Genomic DNA, 18271 nt, shown 5'->3' on the forward strand with positions numbered 1-18271 from the left:
CCCAGATCTAGATCAGAACTCCGGTCCGGGTGCCGGAACGCCGTCGCTGTCGTCGCCGCCATCGAGGTCGAACTCCTCGCGGAGTTCGCGGATGCGGTCCCTGATGTCCGCAGCCAGTTCGAACTCCAGATTGTCCGCGGCCTCCTGCATCCGTTCTTCCAGTTGCTCTATCTGGTGTGCGGCCTCGTCGGCGTCGCTCGCGCCGTCACTGGAAATGCCGCCGGTGTCGGTCTTGCTCCCGGGCAGGTTCGTCTCGCCGACTTCTTTCTCGATGGTCGTCGGCTCGAAGCCGTGCTCCTCGTTGTACTGCTGCTGGATGCGCCGGCGGCGCTGGGTCTCCTGGATGGCCGACTGCATGGCGTTGCTGCGCTCGTCGGCGTACAGCACCACCTCGCCGTTGACGTTCCGTGCAGCCCGGCCCATCGTCTGGACCAGCGTCGTCTCCGAGCGGAGGAACCCCTCCTGGTCGGCGTCGAGAATCGCGACGAGCGACACTTCCGGGATATCCAGCCCCTCCCGGAGGAGATTGATGCCAACCAGCACGTCGATGTCGCCCAATCTGAGCGACCGGATGAGTTCGTGCCGTTCCAGCGTGTCCGTCTCGTCGTGCATGTAGGCGACGCTCACGCCGGACTCTTCGAGGTACTCCGTGAGGTCCTCGGCCATGCGTTTCGTGAGTGTGGTCACCAGCACCCGCTCGTCGCGCTCGACGCGCTCGTCGATGCGCTCCAGCAGGTCCTCGACCTGTCCCGTCGCCGAGGCGATCTCGACGGCCGGGTCGACGAGGTGGGTCGGACGGACGATCTGCTCGACGACCTGGTCGCTGTGTTCGCGCTCGTAGTCGCCCGGCGTCGCGCTCACGTACAGCGTCTGGTCGGTCTTCTCCTCGAACTCCTCGAAGGTGAGCGGGCGGTTGTCGAAGGCCGTCGGCAGGCGGAAGCCGTTCTCGACGAGACTCTCCTTGCGGCTCTTGTCGCCCTCGAACTGGCCGCGGATCTGGGGGAGCGTCTGGTGGGACTCGTCGACGACCGTGAGGAAGTCATCGGGGAAGTAATCCAGCAAGGTGTAGGGGGCCTCGCCCGTCTCCCGGTCCGAGAGGTGGACCGAGTAGTTCTCGATGCCCGAGCAGTAGCCCGTCTCCTGCATCATCTCGATGTCGAACGTGGTCCGCTCCTCGATGCGCTGGGCGGCGACGTGGTTACCCTGGCGCTCGAAGTAGCTGATACGCTGATCCAGCAGTTCTTCGATCTCGTCGATGGCCCGCTGGAGCCGCTGTTCCGGAATCGAGTAGTGCTCCGCCGGGTGGAGCAGGGCGGCTGGCTCCTCGCTTTTGACCTCGCCTTCAAGCGGGTCGACCTTCAGCATCCGGTCGATCTCGTCGCCCCAGAACTCCACGCGCAGAGCGTAGCGGGCGTACATCGGGTAGATTTCCAGCGTGTCCCCGCGCACGCGAAAGGTCCCCTGCGTGAAGTCCACGTCGTTGCGCTCGTAGTTCAGGTCGACCAGTTGCCCGAGCAGGTCGTCGCGCTCGATCTCCTGGCCCACCTCCAGTGAGAGGGACATGTCGATGTAGTTGCGCGGGTCACCGAGCCCGTAGATGGCCGACACGGACGCGACGACGATCACGTCGTCGCGGGTGAGCAGCGAGCGCGTCGCGGAGTGGCGCAACCGGTCGATCTCGTCGTTGATGGAGGCGTCCTTGTCGATGAAGGTGTCCGTCTGCTCGACGTAGGCCTCGGGCTGGTAGTAGTCGTAGTAGGAGACGAAGTACTCGACGGCGTTGTCCGGGAACAGCTCGCGGAACTCCTCGTAGAGTTGGGCCGCGAGGGTCTTGTTGTGGGCGATGACGAGCGTGGGTTGCTGAATCTCCTCGACGACCCACGAGACGGTGTTTGTCTTCCCGGAGCCGGTCACACCGAGCAAGGTCTGTCGGTCCATCCCCTGGCGATAGCCCGACGCGAGCCCTTCGATGGCCTCGGGCTGGTCGCCTGCGGGCTCGAACGGGGCGTCGACGCGGAACTCGCGGTCGACATCTGGTCGGTCGATAGAGAGTGGGCCGCCGGTGTCGCTCATTACCCACACATCGGGCTGGACGGACTTGAGCCGCGTGGTTCGTGAAGGGTTAGCAGACCGGTTTCGGGTTCACGCCGAGGTCTTCCAGTGTCTCGAAGTACTCGTCGTAGGCCGTCGAGATGACGTCGATAGCAGCCGCCGCCGCGGCGTCCCAGTCGTCGTCGCTCTCACACACCGCATCGAGCAGTTCGGCGGCCTCGTTGCGGAGGTCCACCACGTCGCTGCCAGCGCTGCGGAACGTACTCGCCGTCTGTGGGTCCGCCTGGCCGGTGAAGAAGCCGGTGTACTGCTCTTTGACCTTCTTGTCGACGAGCGACCAGCCGACGAAGCCGCCGAGGCGTTCGACGGTCCCGTCGAGGTCAGCGAGCACGTCGTGCATCGCCGGCGTCCGGTCGACCGGGTCGGCGCCGAGGCTGTCGCGGCGCTCGGCCGTCTCGCCCGCCGCATCGGCAAACAGCGCCGCCGCGTCGTCGTGGTCGTCGTCGCTCCAGGCGTCGAACGTGTCGTGGGCCGCCTGCTCGCGGGCGGCCGCCGCCGCCAGCACTACGTCCGGTTCCATCTCGCCGCGGGTGTCGGCGTACAGCGTCTTCGAGGAGCCCAGTCGGGAGAGTTCCGTCTGCTGGTCGTCACGAACGTCGTCGATAAGGTCGGCTGCGGTCATACACGGGCCTGCGGCCGGCGCGGGCTTGTAACCATCGGACCCGCCGCTATCAGAATCAGTGGCTGCGGGGAGTAAGCCCCCTTCTGTTCGGGCCAGCATTCGGCTGAGCGGCCACGTCCAGCGCTTGCGCGCGGCGTCGGACTACCTGTCGACGCGGCCTTGCACCGGTGAGGTTTCGCCGTTCCATCGGTCCGTCGCCGGAGGCGTGGGGCGTCTGCGGCCCACGGAATGCGTGGGGCGTCTGCGGCCCACGGGTGGAGCACGGATGTGGTCCACAACTGCGCGCCCCGGAGTCACCGGGTCGCGACTGCCCTCGGTGGGTTACCTCTCCCTCGCTTTGGCCGCGTGCCGCACCGTCTGGTGGGGCACGACCAGCCTCGCTCGGGATTCGCACACCTCATCGGTCCGGCGACGACGTGTCGTTGCTGTTCCAGAGCCGACGGTCTCCCGCCCCGGGCTTGCGCCCGGTCACCTGTCCAACAGGTGGGGGGACTTTCCTCATGGCTTGCGCCACGGGAGCCGGCCTCCCGCTGCCACTTACTGCTATGCCAGTGCGGCGAATAAGGCTTACCAACCACCTTTTTTCACCGGGGCATCGCGCTCGCCGATGGCGAGCGCTCAACCCCGGCCAAAAAACGTCGATGAAAAAAGCGCGAATCGCGCCGCGATTCGCGTGAAACCGCTCGCTTCGCTCGCGGTATGCCCACAACAGCGACTGCAAAACTTGTGTACCCCTTCAGAGGTAGACCTGCCTTTCCCCGTCTTCGTGAGCGAAGCGAACGAAGGCTCGTCAGAGCAGCGCTCTGACGGCGGGTCGCGCGACGGAGCGCGCTCCCGGCCACAGACAAATGCGACAGCTAATCAAAACCCGGACGACCGCACGATTCAGCGAAAGCCGAGGTGCGAATGCCCAGTAGTACGCCTTAGTCGTCAGAGGGCAGCGGCTCGCCTTGCCCGTTCGTGGGCGCGGGCGAGGCCTGCATGTCGTCGTCCTCTGCGTAGGGGTACCACGTCATCTTCGTGTTGTGCATGTACGGGTCGTGGTAGTCCGTCTCTTCGGGGTCGACCATCTCGGCCAGCGTCTCCTCGTCGCGGTCCTCGACGAAGTCACGGAAGGTCTCGCCGCCCTCGCGTGCCTCTTTGAAGTTGTTGACGAGGTTCTTGATCGCGCCGGGGACTTCGTCGGCCGGGACGCGCATCTCCACCCAGTCGGCGAAGCGCGGGTCGTCGCCGAGGCCGCCGCCGAGGCCGATATCGAGCGCTTCGACCGGTTCGCCGTCCTTGCGGGTCTTCATGCCACGCAGGGAAACGTCGGCGATCTGGGGCTGGGCGCAGGAGGCCGTACAGCCCGAGAGGTGGATGTGGAAGTCCTTGTGGTCCTCGGGCAGTTCGACGTTGTCCTTGAGCCAGCGGGCGTAGCGGACCTGGCGGTTCTTCGTCTCGACGATAGAGAGCGAGCAGTACTCCGTGCCCGTGCAGGCGATGGACCCGCGCATGAACGGCGACGGGTCCGGGGAGTAGTTCTCCAGCAGGGGTTCGCTGGTGAACTCGTCGAGGTTCTCCTCGGGGACGTCGGTGACGATGATGTTCTGGCGCTGGGTCAGTCGGACCTCGCCGGAGCCGTACTCGTCGGCGAGTTCCGCGAGTTCGAGCACGTCGTCGGCACCCATCCGGCCGACCAGGACGTTCAGGCCGACGTAGTAGTTGCCGTCCTTCTGCTCGTGGATCCCGACGTGGTCGTTGTGCCCGTCCTGGGACCCGGTGTTGTAGCTGTACTGGTCGCGCATGTCCTCGCCGGCGGTCTCCAGTTCGAAGTCGACGTAGTCGTCCTGGAGGACCGAGCGCATCTTTTCCGGACCCCACTCGTCCATGAGGAACTTGATGCGGGCGTTGAAGCGGTCCTCGCGGTCGCCGTGGTCGCGGAAGAGCGCGGACATGCCGTGGGCCACGTCGGCGGCCTGCTCCGGCGGGACCCACACGTCGATATCGCGGGCGAGGCGCGGTTCCTTGCGGGAGAGGCCGCCGCCGATGCGGACGTTAAAGCCGAGTTCGCCGTCCTTCTCGGCCGGCTCGAAGGCGAGGTCGTTGATGTCGCCCTGGCCACAGCCTTCGTCACAGCCAGCGATGGCGACCTTCCACTTGCGCGGGAGGTTCGAGTAGTCGTCGTTGCCCTTGAACGTCTCGTGGAGGTCCTCGGCGACGGGCCAGGCGTCGACGTGCTCGTGTTTGTCCTTGCCGGCGACGGGGCAGCCGACGATGTTCCGCCAGGAGTCACCACAGGCCTGTTGCGTTCCCAGGCCGACGGCTTCGAGCTTCTCGAAGATCTCGGGGATGTCCTCCAGTTTGATCCAGTGGAGCTGGATGCTCTGGCGGGTCGTCCAGTCACAGTAAGCCTCGCCGAACTCGGGGTTATCGACGGGGCCGGTCGCGTACTCCTTCGCGACTTCGCCGATGACTTCGAGCTGGCCGGGCTTGATGACGCCGTTTGGCGTCCCGATACGCATCATGAAGTAGGACTCTTGGCCGGAGCGCTGGTGGTACAGGCCCCACCACTTGAAGCGCTCGAACCAGGCGTCGTGCTCGTCTTCCGGAATGGCGTCCCAGCCCTTCTCTGCGAACTCCATCAGATGCTCCCGGATTTCGTTACCGTAGACCTCGTCCTTCCATTTCTCGACTTTACTGGGCATAGCTAATGTGTTCTTCCACAAGTCTCACAGACTTATACAACACACTTTGCCGTCAACCGTCGCCACCACTCCCCGAAACAAGAGATTGTTGCCTATTCTTCGGGATGGGCAAGCCGGGTTCGCTTCTCCGGAAAATGGACGCTCTCGTGGACGACGCCGTAGAACTCACCGGATTCGGGGTCTACGACGCGGCCGACCGTCAGCCAGTCGGTAACACCGCTTTCACCGCAGGCGATACACTGACCGGCAATTCGCGCCTGAATATCCGGGTAATCCACGCCCACTTTTACGAACCCCTCGGCGAGGAAATCCGTCGTCTCACACCCACAGAAGTCGCTTCGAGCTAACAACCACAGGTCCGAGACGTTCACTTCCCGCGAGTCGTTGACGGAAATCCAGGCCCCGTCGTCGAGCTGGTGAACGTCGGTCGTCATTACATCTCATTAGATTCCAGAGATACCTGAGAGCATCGGCGGTCGCAAGTATCACCGGATCGGGACGAATCCACCGCAGTCATGCGGTGAGTGTATCAGAACATAATGACCCACTATTTGATGGGATCTGTACGAGATACAAACATATGTTGCCTGTAAGTCGCAGTGCGGGCCAAGCTTACAGGAGAGTCCGTGTTTAAGATAGTGGGGGCGTTACGAAGGAGTACGACACCACGCGGCGGCCACGCAGGTCGCTGCTGTGCCAGAAACGATGACGAACGCACAACAGACCCACGACGACGACGCCGAACGCGAAGAGCCGACCACAGACCACCTCGACAACGTCGAGGATGGCTGCGGTTGCACAGAAATCTGGGAGCACATGAGCGAAGAGCGCGAGAGCGCCTCTGACGACTGATACAGACTGTTGTGACTGCGTATTAAGTGCGCCGGCCCGGGTCGGCGAAATCCCGGAATGACTTACAATAGCCTGTATGACACCCCTGTACGGGATACTTTTGTGCAGTGCTCCCCAAGCACGTATCGATGCCTGAGGGGCCCGACAATTACGTTCCATCGACCGACCGTGAATCACCGGTCGGTAAACCGGTCATCCGCGGGGACCCGGCACTCACTGGCCAGCGGCCCGAGGAGGCCATCGAGTTCGATCCCGACGACTCCGAGAGCCTCGAGCTCGCCGCCAGAACGGTCGAGAAGTTCTCCGAGAACACCGCCGGCGCCGACGACAACGTGTTCATTCTGCGCGGCGCAGCCGCGTGTGCAGCCCTGGTCCGTGGTGAGGGGTCCTACAAGGCCGCTGCCGAACGGGCCGGCGGGGAGGCGTCGGTCTCGTTCATCCGGAAGTGGTCCCGCGTACACGACCTCCCGCGGTCCGTCCGTATTCACGTCGCCAAGGGAGAAATTGCGCCGACGGCGGCCAAACACATCGCCAGAGTCTCCGGCGAATCCCGCCTCCTACTGGCGTGGGCCGCCCTCGACCACGACCTCACCGTCCGCCAGATCCGGTCCGTTGCCAGCAGTGTCAACGACGGCGCGTCCGTGGACGCGGCGCTCGCCAGAAACGGGTACGCGCTGGGCGAGTTACGGACACAACTCGGCCGCGACGCCTACTGTCGACTCCGCCGACAGGCCGCACTCGATGGGGCCTCCCCCGGAGAAGTCATCAGCGAGGCTATCGAATCGTACTTCGACGACGGACCGTAAGGTCTTAATCGCCGCTCCCCCGAGCGAATAGCGAGGGCCGGTAGCTCAGTTAGGCAGAGCGTCTGGCTTTTAACCAGATGGTCGGGGGTTCAACTCCCTCCCGGCCCGTTGCCCTGTGAACAACAGTGAGCAGTGGCAACGCGATGGAGGAGTTGAACCCTGGAAGGCACGCACAGCGAATGAGTGTGAGCGAGCATGTCTTCCTCTGGTTCAACTCCCTCCCGGCCCGCTGTTCTGTGTACAAGAAGCAGCGCGACAGGACAGAGTTCGAGACCGGTTCATTTACCACCGAGACGGCGGATGGCACCAGTATGGACGGAACTACCGGTACGGTTCAGCGCGTACTCGCACAGCCGTTGCGCCCGCTAGGTGTCACTGTCGGCGTGTTGCTCGTCGTCGCCACGCTCGCGGCGGTGGCCGGCACACCGTGGCAGACGCACGCGTCGATGGCAGCGGCGATTGTACAGATGGTCGCGGCGGTCCTGATGAGCGTGCTCGGTGTCGGACTAGCGTACATCAGCTGGGCGGCCGACGCATAAGTCAGTCGCCGAGAACAGAGCCGAAAACAGACGGCTTGTTATCCGCGGACGGGCATGTACGCCATCCCAAGCATCAGCACGGCCGCGATGCCCGAGAGTATCGAGACGCCCCAGATGCCGTTCTTCCGCTCGTGGAAGTAGTCCTGCTGGTCGAGTGTCTCCTGGTACTGGCCGTACTGCTGAATCGGGACGATCTGGACGGTGCTATGGTCTGGGAAGTGCGTGAAGAACTGCTGCTCGTTCAGCGTGACGTTCCCACCCTCCGAAAGTTCGATTGTGTTCTCGCGCGGTGCGAACCATTCGAGGGTCGCGCCGTCGTCGGTCACTTCGGAGATCGTGGTCTCCTGGGTGCCGCTATCGGTCGCGTGCGGGTAGGTATCGCCGGTGGTGAACGACACCGTCTCCGGCTCTGGGAGCCATTCACTCAGCGGGACTTGCGTGTTGTTCGACTGGTAGACCACGTACTCGGTCCCGTTCTGGGTCGCCAGCGTGTTCTGGACTGAGGAGTCCTCGACGAGGAGTGCGCTGACGTTGAGTTCTTCTTCGAGCGTCACCGTGCTCTCGTTACCGTCAGTGTGGACGCGATAGGTGTCGTTCTGGTAGGTCGTCGTGGCGTTGTGCTCTAACGTCGCTGTATACCGTGACGACTCGTTCGTCCACGAGAGGTCAGCTGCCATGCTGCCACCGCCGCCGCCGTGGCCGCCACCGCCGCCGCCGGACATGTGGATGTTCGTGGCTGTGTATTCCGTTCCGTCGACAGTGAACGTACTCTCGTTCGTCAGTTCGGCGTCAGCGTCGAGCGACACCGCCGGCCGCTGACTCTCCGCGACGCCGATGTAGGCGTACGCAGCAACACTGATAACGAGGAAGAACGCGAAGTACGCCGCCGCGGCTCGTCGTTGCATATCAGGAGGGTCAGTCGCCGCGCCGTTTAATGATTACTTTTCGAGTGTCTTGATAGACGGGTGGTAGGGGCGTCTCGACCCGGCAACGGCGGTGTCGATGTATCGGGTCAGGCTGTATCAGACTCGCCAGCGAGAACGTCGTAGCTGTCGAGCGTTCCTGCCATCGACGGGGCATCCGAGTCGTCCTTCCGCTGCGTGCCGTAGTCCATCCACACGCCGCTCGTGTAACTGTACATTTCGAAGGCAGCCTCAGTCTCGACGACAATGTCGATGACTGCGTCCTCGGGGGCGTCATCGAGAACGACGGCCGACCGAACGTCGTTGTCGTGGTGCATCACCCAGACCGCGACAGCGCCGTCGATGTCATCCAGCAGGGCACTGGCTTCCGTCGGCGAGAACGGGCGGTTGGGCCAGTCGTCGACGGGTTCTGGTTCGTCCATACTAGTCGGACGGGCCGGAACGGCATCGGTGTTCCCCCGTCCAGAGAGTCACCGGGCGTCAGTCGGCGAAGTAGCTGGTGAAAAAGCCGGACAGGAACGACGAAATAGCGACGGCCATGGCCATGTCAGTCAGGCTCCACGGCGCGTCCTCGTCGTCGGCCAGCCAGACAGTGATACCGACGCTGACGACCAGTGAGACGATCCCGTTGAGGAGGTGCTTGTTCTTGAGCAGACTCATACGCCTGCTCGTTGGTACGGGATTCGTATAGAGATTACCCACGAGCGACGTGTCGCTGACTGAAACGTGGTCACTGAATTCGCTTGCTGGGTAGTTCTGGCGCTGGGACAGTTAGCCGTCACAGCAAACCGTGTACCGAGCGTCGGAGTGGGCGAGCGATTCGACCCGCTCGACAACGCTATCGACCGTCTCGAACTGCCCGAACTTGCTCACGACCGCACCGTCCGCGCGTAACACGACTGTCCACCGGTACCCATCCGGGCTATCGTTCCGCTCGAACGCGAACTCGCGGTCTGGCAGTCGAGCGACGACTGGGCCGTCAGTAGTGACCGTCCACGACACGCTATCGGCAAGCGCGCTCTCCAGTACTGTTTCGAGTCGCCGGGCGAGTCTGGGCATCGGTTCGTCCCGTGCGTCCATACAGAAACGTAGAGGGGCAGAAGCATAAGCCGTTGTGACACTACACAACGTTCAAACGGCCCAAACCCGTACAGGGGGTGTGACTCAGTCGCTTCTCGTCTACGACGGCAGTACCGACCTGTTCCGGCGCGCTGCCGAGACGGTAACCCGCTGTGCCACGGACATCACGCCGGTCCCCTGGGAGTCCGATGCGATTCAGGCGTTCCTCCGGGCGCAGTTCGACGACCCGCCGTTCGCGTTCATACTGATCGACGGGGAGTCCGTCCACGTCGGCGAAGCGGCTGTGAAGGAAGCGCTGGAAGGCCTCGATGTCGCGGCCCCTGTCGCCCGGTTGGCCGAGCAGGTGTATCCCACCGCCGCCGCGCCGTTCGGGCGTGTCGTCCACGGCCAGGTCCCGGCCGACATCCACGGGACCTTTCCACTGGACGAGGCGGCGAAAGCACACATCGCGCCGCTCCGGCAGGTCCACACGATCCCTGTCGAAACAGAGTGATCGAGACGGTCAGTGATATGGTCGACCAGAACTGGCCTGCCACGCGGTCACCATACGACAGTGCGTCGCGCGCAGAGACCCCACGCGCCGATTTCGTACGCTTCGAATAATGAGCGACTGCGTCGACTGCTCCGCTGTTCGGAGGGTTGAAAACCTGTGACCGGCTACTGCAGGTATGCTGCGGCAGGCCGTCGAGGACGCGTTCACCCTGCTTGCTGTCCTCGTCGTTCTCTCCCTCGTTATCGGGCAGCTCCTCGGACAGCCGATCCTGCTGGGGTACGTGACTTCAGGGAGTATGTCACCGACGCTGAACACGGGCGACGCGTTCGTCGCCGTTCCTGCACCCGTCGCTGGCGAGATCGAGCCGGGGGACGTCATCGTGTTCGAAGCGGTCGAGTTACAGGGCGGCGGACTGACCACACACCGGGTTGTCGCGGAGACCGACGGCGGCTACATCACGAAAGGGGACAACAACCCGTTCAGAGACCAGAGCGGAGGTGAGCCGGTTGTCACGGACGACCGAGTCGTCGCGACAGCACTCCAGATCAACGGACAGGTCGTCCGGCTCCCCGGTCTCGGCACCGCCATCAGCTCCGCTCGAACGGCGGCAGAAAGCGGCTTGGTATTGATTGGCGGGCCGGGCAACAGCGACCTGACGAGCGGACAGGGACTCAGTGGACTGTTCATCTCTATCGGGCTCGGACTGTTTCTGCTCGTCTTCGTCGACAGCTTCCGGGCCAGCGAGGAGCGGACCAGAGAACGGACTCGTTCGCGCGACGGGGACGCCATCAATGGCTGGACGGTTATACTCGCACTGGCAGTGTTGATTCTCGTCCCAGCCAACGCGGCGATGGTCGCTCCGAGCGGCACTCACAGCGTCACCATCGACAGCACTAGCGAGGATGTCACGCCCGGGGAGACCGTCGAAAGCGAGTTCACTGCCGAAAACGGCGGACTGGTAACGATGCTCATTATCCTAGAATCATCGCACTCGGACGCCGCGATGGACCGTAACCGGCTTGTCGTCCAGCGCGGCGGGTCCGCGACGGCAACGCTGTCGGTGCCCGCCCCACCACCGGGCGAACAGGCGGTCGTGACCGTCGAAGAGCACCGGTACTTCCTGTTAGCACCGCCGGGCGTCATCGCGGGGCTGCACGGAGTCCACCCGCTGGTGGCCCTCGGAGCGTTCAATCTCCTGGTGTTAGGAAGCCTCACAGCGGCAGTTGGGGCGACCTTCGGGTTCGGAACAACGCGCGAGCGGAGCCGGGACCGGTCGGTCCCGCTGAAGCGACAGGTACGCCGCCTGCTTAGGCGTGAATGATCGCGGGTTCATCCGGTGATATCGCCGCCGCCACCACCTGCACTTGCCGTGCTTGAATTGTAGAGATTGCTCACCTGCTCGGCGGTGAGCGCGGCGTCGTACACCTTGGGTTCGTCCATGGCACCGTTGAATCCGTAGATAGCGTTCCCACCGGGGTTGATGCCGGTGCCGATTCGAAGCGGTTGTTCGGACGCCTGCGCATCGGGGAGCGAAAACGTCGGCCCCTTTTGCGCCCCGTTGACGTACACCCTGTCCTGTGATCCGTGGGTCCAGACGACGTGTGTCCACTGGTACTCCGTCAGCGAGACACCTGTGAGCTTGTATTCGTCGGTAGTCTCGATGAGCAGTTCTCTGTCGTCCGAACCCTTCCAGCCACCACCGAAGCCGAACTGATAGCTATCGTCGCCACTAGAGTTCCATTTGCTGAACAGTCGTGTGAGGCCGCCTTGGATTCGAGGGAATACCCAAGCAGAGAGCGAGAAGTCGTCAGTCAGGTCAAGGGAATCGTCGTCAGGAACGGTGACGGCATCGTCACCATCGAAATTGAGAACTTCGCCGCGTCCCTGACTGGATGTCGCTAGATCCGGTTCATAAAAGAGGTCACTGTCCGGGTCAAGACTACGGTCTCGCTCGCCATCGTTGCCAGCGGCCCAGGAATCCGGGATATCCGTTCTGCTAACATCTTCGAAGTGCCACCACGACACCCTGGGGTCGCGACACTCAACTGAAACCGATCGGCTCAGTTCGACACGCTGGTCGGTACCGGTAGCAGTGATATCAAGGTTGACAGTGGTACTCCCTTCTGAGTCACAGGCGAGCGTCGTTGTGACATCGCCGCTCTCGCCCGGCAGAAGCCTGTTCGGCGTCTGGACAGTTTCGAACGGTGGAGCGGGACCGGGGCTGACACGAACACTCGTAAGTTGCTGGTCGAAGTTGTTGGTGAGCGTTGCCAGTGTCACCTGCTGGCCGTCCGTGCCACGGACCTTCTGGTCATCCGTGTCACTGTCCGGCCCGATGTCGATACCAAGCAGTGCATCGCTGCCGTCGGTCGCTTTCAGGTTACTGGACCGCTTTGCGTCGATGGTAGTGACACCGGCTGTTTCGGCAGCGAGCAGTCCTGCACCGGTGGCGATGAACGCGAGTGCACCACGTCGGGTCCACTTCTTGTTCATTCCGACAACTCCGGTGGCTTATCGGCTGCGCCGAGTTGCAGCCGGCGAGTCTCCTTGACGTGATACGCCGCAGAGACGAGAAACAGCAGCGTGATGACCGTCGGCCACACGAGCGACGGAACCGACGGTGGAAAGACACCGACCCAGACAGCGACGACGAGCGCTAACGAAACAGCGGCGAGCCCGAGATAGTACTCCGCCCACGGAATCGAATCCCCCGGGACGACGTCAAGGTACACGTCAAGGCTGTCAGCTGTATCGGTCATCGTAACTGTCCCGTTGTCGTGCGTGATGACTCCCGCGCGTTCAAGCGTCGGGAGATGTGTCTGCTGCATCGACGTGTACACGCGGTGTCGCTCCGTGGACGTGATCTCCTGAATGCACTTGTCGTTTTCCCACGCAGCGACTTGCTCGGCAAGGTCAGAGAGTTCGGCGCACTCGTCCTCCTGTTTTATCGCGTGTAAAGCGTACCGGCGCCGTTGGTTGCTCAGTATGTCGTATACGTCATCACGCGATAGCTGTCGCTCTTCTGGCCGGCTAACCCCCACCTGTCCCATGTTCCTGTTTAAACTGCACTACTTGATAGATTTTTTGTTCGTATTTGATTGTAAATGGTAAGTAACTGTATTTTCTACGCTAGACATCCATCGCCAGAGGCAGGCGTCTGCCGACAGCAGGGCATGGGTAGGTGAGGGAGTCGGACAGCAGAGCCAACCCGTTATACTTCAGTGATTGTGATTGTCAGGTCTTCGGTTTCCTGGGCGCTGTCGCCCGTTTCGAGGGTTGCAGAGAGGTTAGAAACCGCGCCCGCAGACACCTCTTCGCTGTAGGTATCCGTGCTCCCGTTGATGTCGGAAAGAAGGTCGCCATCGGGACTCAGCTCAACGTTGAACGCCGTCGAGATTCCGTCGTCGTTGTTGACCAGTTTGAAGAACCCGTTCGAATAGTCGTACGTGCTGTTTGGCATCAGCCGCTCGTCGCTCCCACCATTGCCAGAGTTGTCGTAGCCAAAGACGACAGACACATCGTTCGCGATGAGGCTTACGTAGCTATCTGACAATTGTGAGTTGTTGCCACCTTCTGGAGTAAGCGTGTCATTGGAGGAGTCACTGTCTGAATTCGGAAATAGTCCTGAAGCGTCGGTAACGAGAGCGCCATTGCTATTCCGAAGCGCAACCTCATCGGCGGACGCGTCGACAAGCACGTCAGTAAATTCGGTTGCGATCTCGGAGCCGTTGCCGTCAGCGCCAACGACGTTGACTTCGACTTCACGCGTTGCGCTGACAGTGCTAAATGCACCAGAGCCGAACGCCGCACCAGATCCGATACCGACTGTCCCGATGAGACCGAGTACGCTTCTACGGTTCAGTTTCATGTTCAGTTCGCTTATCGAGAGGTTACCACTTACTATTTTGTTGCATTAGCCCGGCTAAAGCACTCATTGAAGCCGCTAACGCTGTTCAGTACTAAGCCGCTATGCCGTGAACTAGCTTCCAATGAATCGGCGTGGCTTTCTCCTTAGTATTGGTGCGGCCAGTGTGGGGACGGGTGCGGTGTTTGGTTCCGGTGCGTTCACCTCTATCGAAGCAGACCGGAACGTCAATCTCCAAGTCACCGGCGATACCGGGTCGGCACAGGTGGGGTTCAGCCCGGGGAGCGGTGCCACGAGCATCGTCGGGACGGACACAAACGAGTCGGTTGATATCATCAACTTCGAACAGACGAATCTCAACGAACAAGCGAAGACCAGCTTCGAGAACGCTTTGGAGGTCGACAACAACAGCCAATCCAAGGTCAACCTCTATATTGATGACAGCACTACTGGGGTTGGGGATGACCCCACAAACGGTGAAGTTCTGGACTTCCGGGAGGGATCCGCTGGCGTCTCGATTGTCGGCTCGGACCAGGCTATCGCGCTCGACCCCGACGGCGGGAGTTCAGACGGCGGCTACAGCGACACCGTGGAACTGGACATCGTTGTCGACCTCCGAGATGACGGCGTCGATGGCGACGATCTCAGCGAGATCAGCGACGTGACCTTCGTCGTCGAGGCGGTCCAGCAGTAAGTGAAACGCGATTCCGGCGCTGGCCGCCGACCAACAGGCCCAGATACAGGCACACACGAAGATCCAACGCAGTCGGCACGACACAACCAACTATGAATCGCACTCTCGTCGCCGTCATGGCAGCGGTCGTCCTCCTCGCAGGGACCGCTATGGCAACAGGTGCCTTCATCGACGGCGACGAGGTTGCACCCGACCGGAACTCCGGCGTCTACTTGGCTCCCGCTGACACGGTAAACGGGGACCAGTACGCCGAATACGACGAGACAGGGCAGCTACGCATCAGTCTTTCACCAGTGCTCCCGAACGGTCAGACCCGCGTCGATGACCTGTTCGTCGTCGGGTTTGCGGGTTACGAGGGAACTGATAGTGCCGCTACCGTCGAACTGGACAGCGAGCCGGAAACAGTTCGCATGTACCGGATGGACACTGGAGCACAAGTCGCCGGCGACACCGTCTCGTTGGAGCCCGACGAATCAGTTCGCTTTGGGCTGGCAGTGACGCCAGCGGAGCGCAACTTCACTGGCACGATATCGATCACCGCCCCTGTTCCCGAACAGCAGTCAACCGAAGGGGACGAGAGCAACGGTGGGAGCGGCGGTGGGTCAACCGGTGGCGGTGGTGGCAGTGTGCCACCCAGTGACGATGATGGGAGTGGTACGCAGGACGGGGGCGATCCCACGACGCCGACGCCAACGCCGACGGACAGTAACTCGACGAACGGGACCGCAAACGATGACGGGAACGAGACTGAAACAGCCGCTGGCGGCGGAAGCGGTGGCAGCGGTACTGGTGTCGGGACGTCGACCGACGAACGGGCTGAGACACCCACCACCAGCGAAGAAGAACCCGAAACCGTGGCCGGCGGTGGCGCTGAGCCCGTGCCGACGACACCCGAAAGTCAACAGTCAGCCGAACCGAACGGATTCACGCTCGGCTTCGAGCCGGCATTCGGAATTAGCTGGGGGCCGTGGGCGGTCATCGCTGGCCTGCTCGCCGTAGTGACGAACTACCTCGTGCAGACGCGATATCACGATGTCCTCCCGGTACTCCAGACGCAACCGAGTGACCGCCGTCGCCGGTTCCGGCGCGTCGCTGTCCGCGAGACCGCGATCGGTCTTGCCGGAATCGTACTCACGGTTCTTGTCGTGGCAGCTGCCTCAGGCGCTGGCTTCGGCCCAGTCTCGCAGCTGGTTGCGGCGCTCGCGTTCTCCGCTGCAGTCGGCACGGGGACCGGGTACCGGCTGGTCCCAGAACTCGATGCACTGCCCGAACTGCAAGCTGCCGACGGCGGCACCGAAGAGCAGTAAAACAACTCGGTCAGTCCGGCGTCTCAGCGCCACTGTTTCCCACAGTCGAATCAGTTCCGGGTTCTGGCGGAGGCGCGTACCGAAACAGTCGGTCACCAGTGTACACGATGAGTTCAGAATCGCTATCTGACTCGATGATACGTTCCTCGGTGTCTATTGCGACGTCCACGAGCCCGACGAGCGAATCAACTGAAGTTGTCCAGACGTCGTCGTCGACTGGATCAGCCCGGCCGACGGTTATCCAATCGTCAAACTCCTCACGGGCGGACTTGTATGCGAGCCATCGGCGCTCGGCGTCGGTAAGTGTGAGATAGTCGGTCGTGCGCCCGTAGACGAGGGCAGCAGCACCACTAAAGCTACCAAGCAGGAGCACTGGGCCACCGAGAGTCCAGATCGGTCCATACGCTTTTTCGACCTGCGCTTCGACGGTTCGGTCACCACTGTTCGGAACCGGGCCAGCGTTTTCGACCCGGTAGCTGCTCTGACTCGGGATAATCGGGAGGCGATACGTCCGAGTCGTGTCGACCGACTGCCCGTTTCGCGTCCCCGAAAGAGCCACCTGAGAGACCACCGCCATCTCAAGTCGACCGGACGTCTGGCCGTGTTCCGAATCGATACGTCGAACAGTTTCGGCTGCGCGACTGACATTCAGCGAGAACGGAACCGTCAGCCGCTCACCCGCGGCCAGCGACTGCACAGTGCCTTGTGTCAGTGGTCGTTTGACCTCCCAGTAGACGAGCTCTCCGTTCTGGGTTGATTCGACGGAGCGATACTGAACGAACACGTCAGCCGAGGCCGTAAGATCGCTTTCGTTGCTGGCGCTGAACGTGTACGTGAACGCGCCGTCCAATACGGGGGCGACCGTCCGGAGATACACAGGTTGATCTTCGAGCACTTCACCCTCTGGAAACGCCGAGGTACCGTTGCGAACTGTCGCATTGTGGGAGAACGATCCGGACGACTGCCACGACGACACCTGACGCGTAGTTGTGTCCGTTCCCGGAGCAACGTGGCCCGTATACGTGAGATATCCGCCAACCGCAGCGATGGCGATCAGACAAATCAGTAGCAGTTCGTAGTTGTCGACGACTCTCCGCCGTGTTTCCCGTCCCAACAACCCCATTGCAACTGTAATACTGGTGCCGACAAATAAGAGTTGATACCGGGTCAGCAGCGGCATCCACCTTTCTCCGCCGCCCCATCTCTGCTAACTCCAGCTTCGAATGTCCCGGGAACCAGTTTGTGGCCGTAACAGTATAGTAACAATTGAAACGATTTACACACTGATCGCACTGCCGTCGTGCGATCAGGTGTGCATTGACTTTCAATGGCTACTATAGTTCGTGCGATCCCACTACGTCGGGCGTTGCCCCGTCGAAACGGATTTCATGAGCGGACTGTCCGTACTGTATTCTTCGATAGAGTCTTGATCCTGTATGCAACCGTTTTCGAGCAACAGTTCACAACGTCGAGTCTACAGAGAAAGGCAGGTAACAGTTACGTACCGGCACTTCTCGGGGGTGTAAGAGACGAGGAAGCCAAGGGCCGGATTTGAACCGGCGATGGGCGGCTCTGCAGGCCGCTGCGTTAGGCCAGACTCTGCCACCTTGGCACGAATAGGGGTAATCAACTCGGTCGTTTAAGCGTAGCGAATTCAGTTAGCCCTCACCCTCAGACTGGCCCGGTTCACCGACTCCTTCAACTGGGATAGTACTGTAGATGGATGATTGTGCCTCGTCCGGTGAGTCGAACTGCTCATCATTGACCCGATCCAGTAGCGCAGCTAACGGTTCGGAGCCGTCTGCGTACACGAGCTGTACATCGTCGAACTCCGCCTGGGCGGTCTCAACCGGCAGGGGGTACGTCGCTGTTTCGAGAAGCGCCGTAAGTTCGTTTAGCTTGACCTCGCGAGTCATACAGTACCCTTTCGGTCAGACCACGTAGTTACGCACTGCTTATAAAAATCGAAAGCCCACCGGAGAGAGATGCCTCTCTTCGATGAGTGAATAAGGTATGAATGGTGGCGGCGAACCGGATTTCCCAGAGGCTCGCGCACTCCAGTACTCCCNGGTACGGGAGGCAACCCCGCCGCTGTGGCCGCCTAACGCCGAGTCGCGGATTCGAACCACGAAAGTACCAGTCTCGGTCGGTCGTCTCTTTCACCGTGTGTCCGTGCGATCCAGATTGCGCCTGGACTCGTTCAGCGACGAGTTAAATCGTCGGTGAATGAGTCACAGTGCGTATGAATGATGGCTTTGGTCTGTTAGTGCTCGTGGGCTTAACGTCTCGTT

Annotated in this window: 20 protein-coding genes, 2 tRNA genes, 1 rRNA gene and 1 other RNA gene (1 of these 24 cut by a window edge); 8 read left to right on the forward strand and 16 right to left on the reverse strand. The window is 61.8% G+C overall.

Annotated features, from left to right (window positions below):
• Nucleotides 1–12: 12 nt before the first annotated feature.
• From uvrB to C442_RS13705, 5 genes are all read right to left on the reverse strand, one after another.
• The gene (gene uvrB / locus C442_RS13690) at nucleotides 13–2073 is read right to left on the reverse strand and encodes an excinuclease ABC subunit UvrB (protein WP_008311371.1); all 2061 of its coding nucleotides are present in this window, start codon (nucleotides 2071–2073) and stop codon (nucleotides 13–15) included.
• 49 nt (nucleotides 2074–2122) lie between these two features.
• On the reverse strand, nucleotides 2123–2734 hold the full coding sequence (locus tag C442_RS13695) for a hypothetical protein (protein ID WP_008311373.1): 612 nt from the start codon (nucleotides 2732–2734) through the stop codon (nucleotides 2123–2125).
• A gap of 60 nt (nucleotides 2735–2794) precedes the next feature.
• Nucleotides 2795–3269, reverse strand: an RNA gene (rnpB, locus tag C442_RS13800) — RNase P RNA component.
• 388 nt (nucleotides 3270–3657) lie between these two features.
• The gene (locus C442_RS13700; RefSeq protein WP_008311374.1) at nucleotides 3658–5421 is read right to left on the reverse strand and encodes a nitrite/sulfite reductase; all 1764 of its coding nucleotides are present in this window, start codon (nucleotides 5419–5421) and stop codon (nucleotides 3658–3660) included.
• Between the two features lie 92 nt (nucleotides 5422–5513).
• On the reverse strand, nucleotides 5514–5855 hold the full coding sequence (locus C442_RS13705; RefSeq protein WP_008311376.1) for a hypothetical protein: 342 nt from the start codon (nucleotides 5853–5855) through the stop codon (nucleotides 5514–5516).
• A 271-nt stretch (nucleotides 5856–6126) separates the two neighbouring features.
• Between C442_RS13705 and C442_RS22200 the strand changes: the two genes are divergently transcribed.
• The 4 genes from C442_RS22200 to C442_RS22640 all read left to right on the forward strand — a co-directional run bounded on the left by C442_RS22200 (nucleotide 6127) and on the right by C442_RS22640 (nucleotide 7618).
• Nucleotides 6127–6273, forward strand: a complete 147-nt coding sequence (locus C442_RS22200; RefSeq protein ID WP_008311379.1) for a hypothetical protein — start codon at nucleotides 6127–6129, stop codon at nucleotides 6271–6273.
• Between the two features lie 128 nt (nucleotides 6274–6401).
• Complete coding sequence (locus tag C442_RS13710; protein ID WP_008311381.1) at nucleotides 6402–7079, forward strand: DUF7119 family protein; 678 nt, start codon at nucleotides 6402–6404, stop codon at nucleotides 7077–7079.
• A gap of 34 nt (nucleotides 7080–7113) precedes the next feature.
• Nucleotides 7114–7187 (forward strand) — tRNA-Lys (locus C442_RS13715).
• A 77-nt stretch (nucleotides 7188–7264) separates the two neighbouring features.
• The gene (locus tag C442_RS22640) at nucleotides 7265–7618 is read left to right on the forward strand and encodes a hypothetical protein (RefSeq protein ID WP_239642305.1); all 354 of its coding nucleotides are present in this window, start codon (nucleotides 7265–7267) and stop codon (nucleotides 7616–7618) included.
• 38 nt (nucleotides 7619–7656) lie between these two features.
• Here the strand turns inward: C442_RS22640 and C442_RS13725 are convergent, their stop codons facing one another.
• From C442_RS13725 to C442_RS13740, 4 genes are all read right to left on the reverse strand, one after another.
• The gene (locus C442_RS13725; RefSeq protein ID WP_008311383.1) at nucleotides 7657–8523 is read right to left on the reverse strand and encodes a hypothetical protein; all 867 of its coding nucleotides are present in this window, start codon (nucleotides 8521–8523) and stop codon (nucleotides 7657–7659) included.
• A gap of 107 nt (nucleotides 8524–8630) precedes the next feature.
• Entirely contained in the window at nucleotides 8631–8963 is a 333-nt protein-coding gene (locus C442_RS13730) for a hypothetical protein (RefSeq protein ID WP_008311384.1), read from the reverse strand.
• A 58-nt stretch (nucleotides 8964–9021) separates the two neighbouring features.
• Nucleotides 9022–9201, reverse strand: a complete 180-nt coding sequence (locus C442_RS13735) for a hypothetical protein (RefSeq protein WP_008311385.1) — start codon at nucleotides 9199–9201, stop codon at nucleotides 9022–9024.
• Between the two features lie 111 nt (nucleotides 9202–9312).
• Nucleotides 9313–9621 carry a hypothetical protein gene (locus C442_RS13740; RefSeq protein WP_008311386.1) on the reverse strand — a complete coding sequence of 103 codons (309 nt, stop codon included), beginning with the start codon at nucleotides 9619–9621 and terminating at the stop codon, nucleotides 9313–9315.
• Between the two features lie 79 nt (nucleotides 9622–9700).
• On the opposite strand from C442_RS13740, the gene C442_RS13745 reads away from it, so the two are divergent.
• Both C442_RS13745 and C442_RS13750 read left to right on the forward strand, forming a co-directional pair.
• On the forward strand, nucleotides 9701–10114 hold the full coding sequence (locus tag C442_RS13745) for a hypothetical protein (protein ID WP_008311387.1): 414 nt from the start codon (nucleotides 9701–9703) through the stop codon (nucleotides 10112–10114).
• A gap of 175 nt (nucleotides 10115–10289) precedes the next feature.
• Nucleotides 10290–11435 carry a signal peptidase I gene (locus tag C442_RS13750; protein ID WP_008311388.1) on the forward strand — a complete coding sequence of 382 codons (1146 nt, stop codon included), beginning with the start codon at nucleotides 10290–10292 and terminating at the stop codon, nucleotides 11433–11435.
• 8 nt (nucleotides 11436–11443) lie between these two features.
• Here C442_RS13750 and C442_RS13755 read toward each other — a convergent pair whose 3' ends face one another.
• The 3 genes from C442_RS13755 to C442_RS13765 all read right to left on the reverse strand — a co-directional run bounded on the left by C442_RS13755 (nucleotide 11444) and on the right by C442_RS13765 (nucleotide 13982).
• Entirely contained in the window at nucleotides 11444–12607 is a 1164-nt protein-coding gene (locus C442_RS13755; RefSeq protein WP_008311389.1) for a LamG domain-containing protein, read from the reverse strand.
• Nucleotides 12604–13164 (reverse strand): DUF7344 domain-containing protein, encoded by a 561-nt coding sequence (locus tag C442_RS13760; RefSeq protein ID WP_008311391.1) that lies wholly within the window; start codon nucleotides 13162–13164, stop codon nucleotides 12604–12606. The genes C442_RS13755 and C442_RS13760 overlap by 4 nt, the downstream gene beginning before the upstream one ends.
• A 161-nt stretch (nucleotides 13165–13325) precedes the next feature.
• The gene (locus tag C442_RS13765) at nucleotides 13326–13982 is read right to left on the reverse strand and encodes a hypothetical protein (protein WP_008311393.1); all 657 of its coding nucleotides are present in this window, start codon (nucleotides 13980–13982) and stop codon (nucleotides 13326–13328) included.
• Nucleotides 13983–14145: 163 nt separating this feature from the next.
• Between C442_RS13765 and C442_RS13770 the strand changes: the two genes are divergently transcribed.
• Nucleotides 14146–14673 carry a hypothetical protein gene (locus C442_RS13770; protein WP_204366249.1) on the forward strand — a complete coding sequence of 176 codons (528 nt, stop codon included), beginning with the start codon at nucleotides 14146–14148 and terminating at the stop codon, nucleotides 14671–14673.
• Nucleotides 14674–14765: 92 nt separating this feature from the next.
• On the forward strand, nucleotides 14766–15980 hold the full coding sequence (locus C442_RS13775) for a hypothetical protein (RefSeq protein ID WP_008311397.1): 1215 nt from the start codon (nucleotides 14766–14768) through the stop codon (nucleotides 15978–15980).
• A gap of 10 nt (nucleotides 15981–15990) precedes the next feature.
• On the opposite strand, the gene C442_RS13780 is transcribed toward C442_RS13775, so the two are convergent.
• From C442_RS13780 to C442_RS13795, 4 genes are all read right to left on the reverse strand, one after another.
• Nucleotides 15991–17103 carry a DUF5305 domain-containing protein gene (locus C442_RS13780; protein WP_008311398.1) on the reverse strand — a complete coding sequence of 371 codons (1113 nt, stop codon included), beginning with the start codon at nucleotides 17101–17103 and terminating at the stop codon, nucleotides 15991–15993.
• Nucleotides 17104–17516: 413 nt separating this feature from the next.
• Nucleotides 17517–17592: transfer RNA gene (locus tag C442_RS13785), tRNA-Cys, on the reverse strand.
• A gap of 46 nt (nucleotides 17593–17638) precedes the next feature.
• Nucleotides 17639–17896: a DUF5789 family protein gene (locus C442_RS13790; protein ID WP_008311400.1), complete on the reverse strand. Its 258-nt coding sequence runs from the start codon at nucleotides 17894–17896 to the stop codon at nucleotides 17639–17641.
• Nucleotides 17897–18258: 362 nt separating this feature from the next.
• Nucleotides 18259–18271, reverse strand: a 23S ribosomal RNA gene (locus C442_RS13795); its annotated part runs 1338 nt beyond the window's last position; the annotation flags it as partial.

The organism is Haloarcula amylolytica JCM 13557 (assembly GCF_000336615.1).
In the GTDB taxonomy this organism is placed as follows: Archaea; Halobacteriota; Halobacteria; order Halobacteriales; family Haloarculaceae; genus Haloarcula; species Haloarcula amylolytica.

What these genes read in the sequence shown, in the direction of transcription:
- C442_RS13760 (WP_008311391.1), bottom strand. Translation starts at nt 13,164, where the DNA reads ATGGGACAGGTGGGGGTTAGCCGGCCAGAAGAGCGACAGCTATCGCGT.
- uvrB (WP_008311371.1), bottom strand. Translation starts at nt 2,073, where the DNA reads ATGAGCGACACCGGCGGCCCACTCTCTATCGACCGACCAGATGTCGAC.
- C442_RS13765 (WP_008311393.1), bottom strand. Translation starts at nt 13,982, where the DNA reads ATGAAACTGAACCGTAGAAGCGTACTCGGTCTCATCGGGACAGTCGGT.
- C442_RS13705 (WP_008311376.1), bottom strand. Translation starts at nt 5,855, where the DNA reads ATGACGACCGACGTTCACCAGCTCGACGACGGGGCCTGGATTTCCGTC.
- C442_RS22200 (WP_008311379.1), top strand. Translation starts at nt 6,127, where the DNA reads ATGACGAACGCACAACAGACCCACGACGACGACGCCGAACGCGAAGAG.
- C442_RS13700 (WP_008311374.1), bottom strand. Translation starts at nt 5,421, where the DNA reads ATGCCCAGTAAAGTCGAGAAATGGAAGGACGAGGTCTACGGTAACGAA.
- C442_RS13710 (WP_008311381.1), top strand. Translation starts at nt 6,402, where the DNA reads ATGCCTGAGGGGCCCGACAATTACGTTCCATCGACCGACCGTGAATCA.
- C442_RS13780 (WP_008311398.1), bottom strand. Translation starts at nt 17,103, where the DNA reads ATGGGGTTGTTGGGACGGGAAACACGGCGGAGAGTCGTCGACAACTAC.
- C442_RS13725 (WP_008311383.1), bottom strand. Translation starts at nt 8,523, where the DNA reads ATGCAACGACGAGCCGCGGCGGCGTACTTCGCGTTCTTCCTCGTTATC.
- C442_RS13740 (WP_008311386.1), bottom strand. Translation starts at nt 9,621, where the DNA reads ATGGACGCACGGGACGAACCGATGCCCAGACTCGCCCGGCGACTCGAA.
- C442_RS13775 (WP_008311397.1), top strand. Translation starts at nt 14,766, where the DNA reads ATGAATCGCACTCTCGTCGCCGTCATGGCAGCGGTCGTCCTCCTCGCA.
- C442_RS13790 (WP_008311400.1), bottom strand. Translation starts at nt 17,896, where the DNA reads ATGACTCGCGAGGTCAAGCTAAACGAACTTACGGCGCTTCTCGAAACA.
- C442_RS13695 (WP_008311373.1), bottom strand. Translation starts at nt 2,734, where the DNA reads ATGACCGCAGCCGACCTTATCGACGACGTTCGTGACGACCAGCAGACG.
- C442_RS13755 (WP_008311389.1), bottom strand. Translation starts at nt 12,607, where the DNA reads ATGAACAAGAAGTGGACCCGACGTGGTGCACTCGCGTTCATCGCCACC.
- C442_RS13730 (WP_008311384.1), bottom strand. Translation starts at nt 8,963, where the DNA reads ATGGACGAACCAGAACCCGTCGACGACTGGCCCAACCGCCCGTTCTCG.
- C442_RS13735 (WP_008311385.1), bottom strand. Translation starts at nt 9,201, where the DNA reads ATGAGTCTGCTCAAGAACAAGCACCTCCTCAACGGGATCGTCTCACTG.
- C442_RS13750 (WP_008311388.1), top strand. Translation starts at nt 10,290, where the DNA reads ATGCTGCGGCAGGCCGTCGAGGACGCGTTCACCCTGCTTGCTGTCCTC.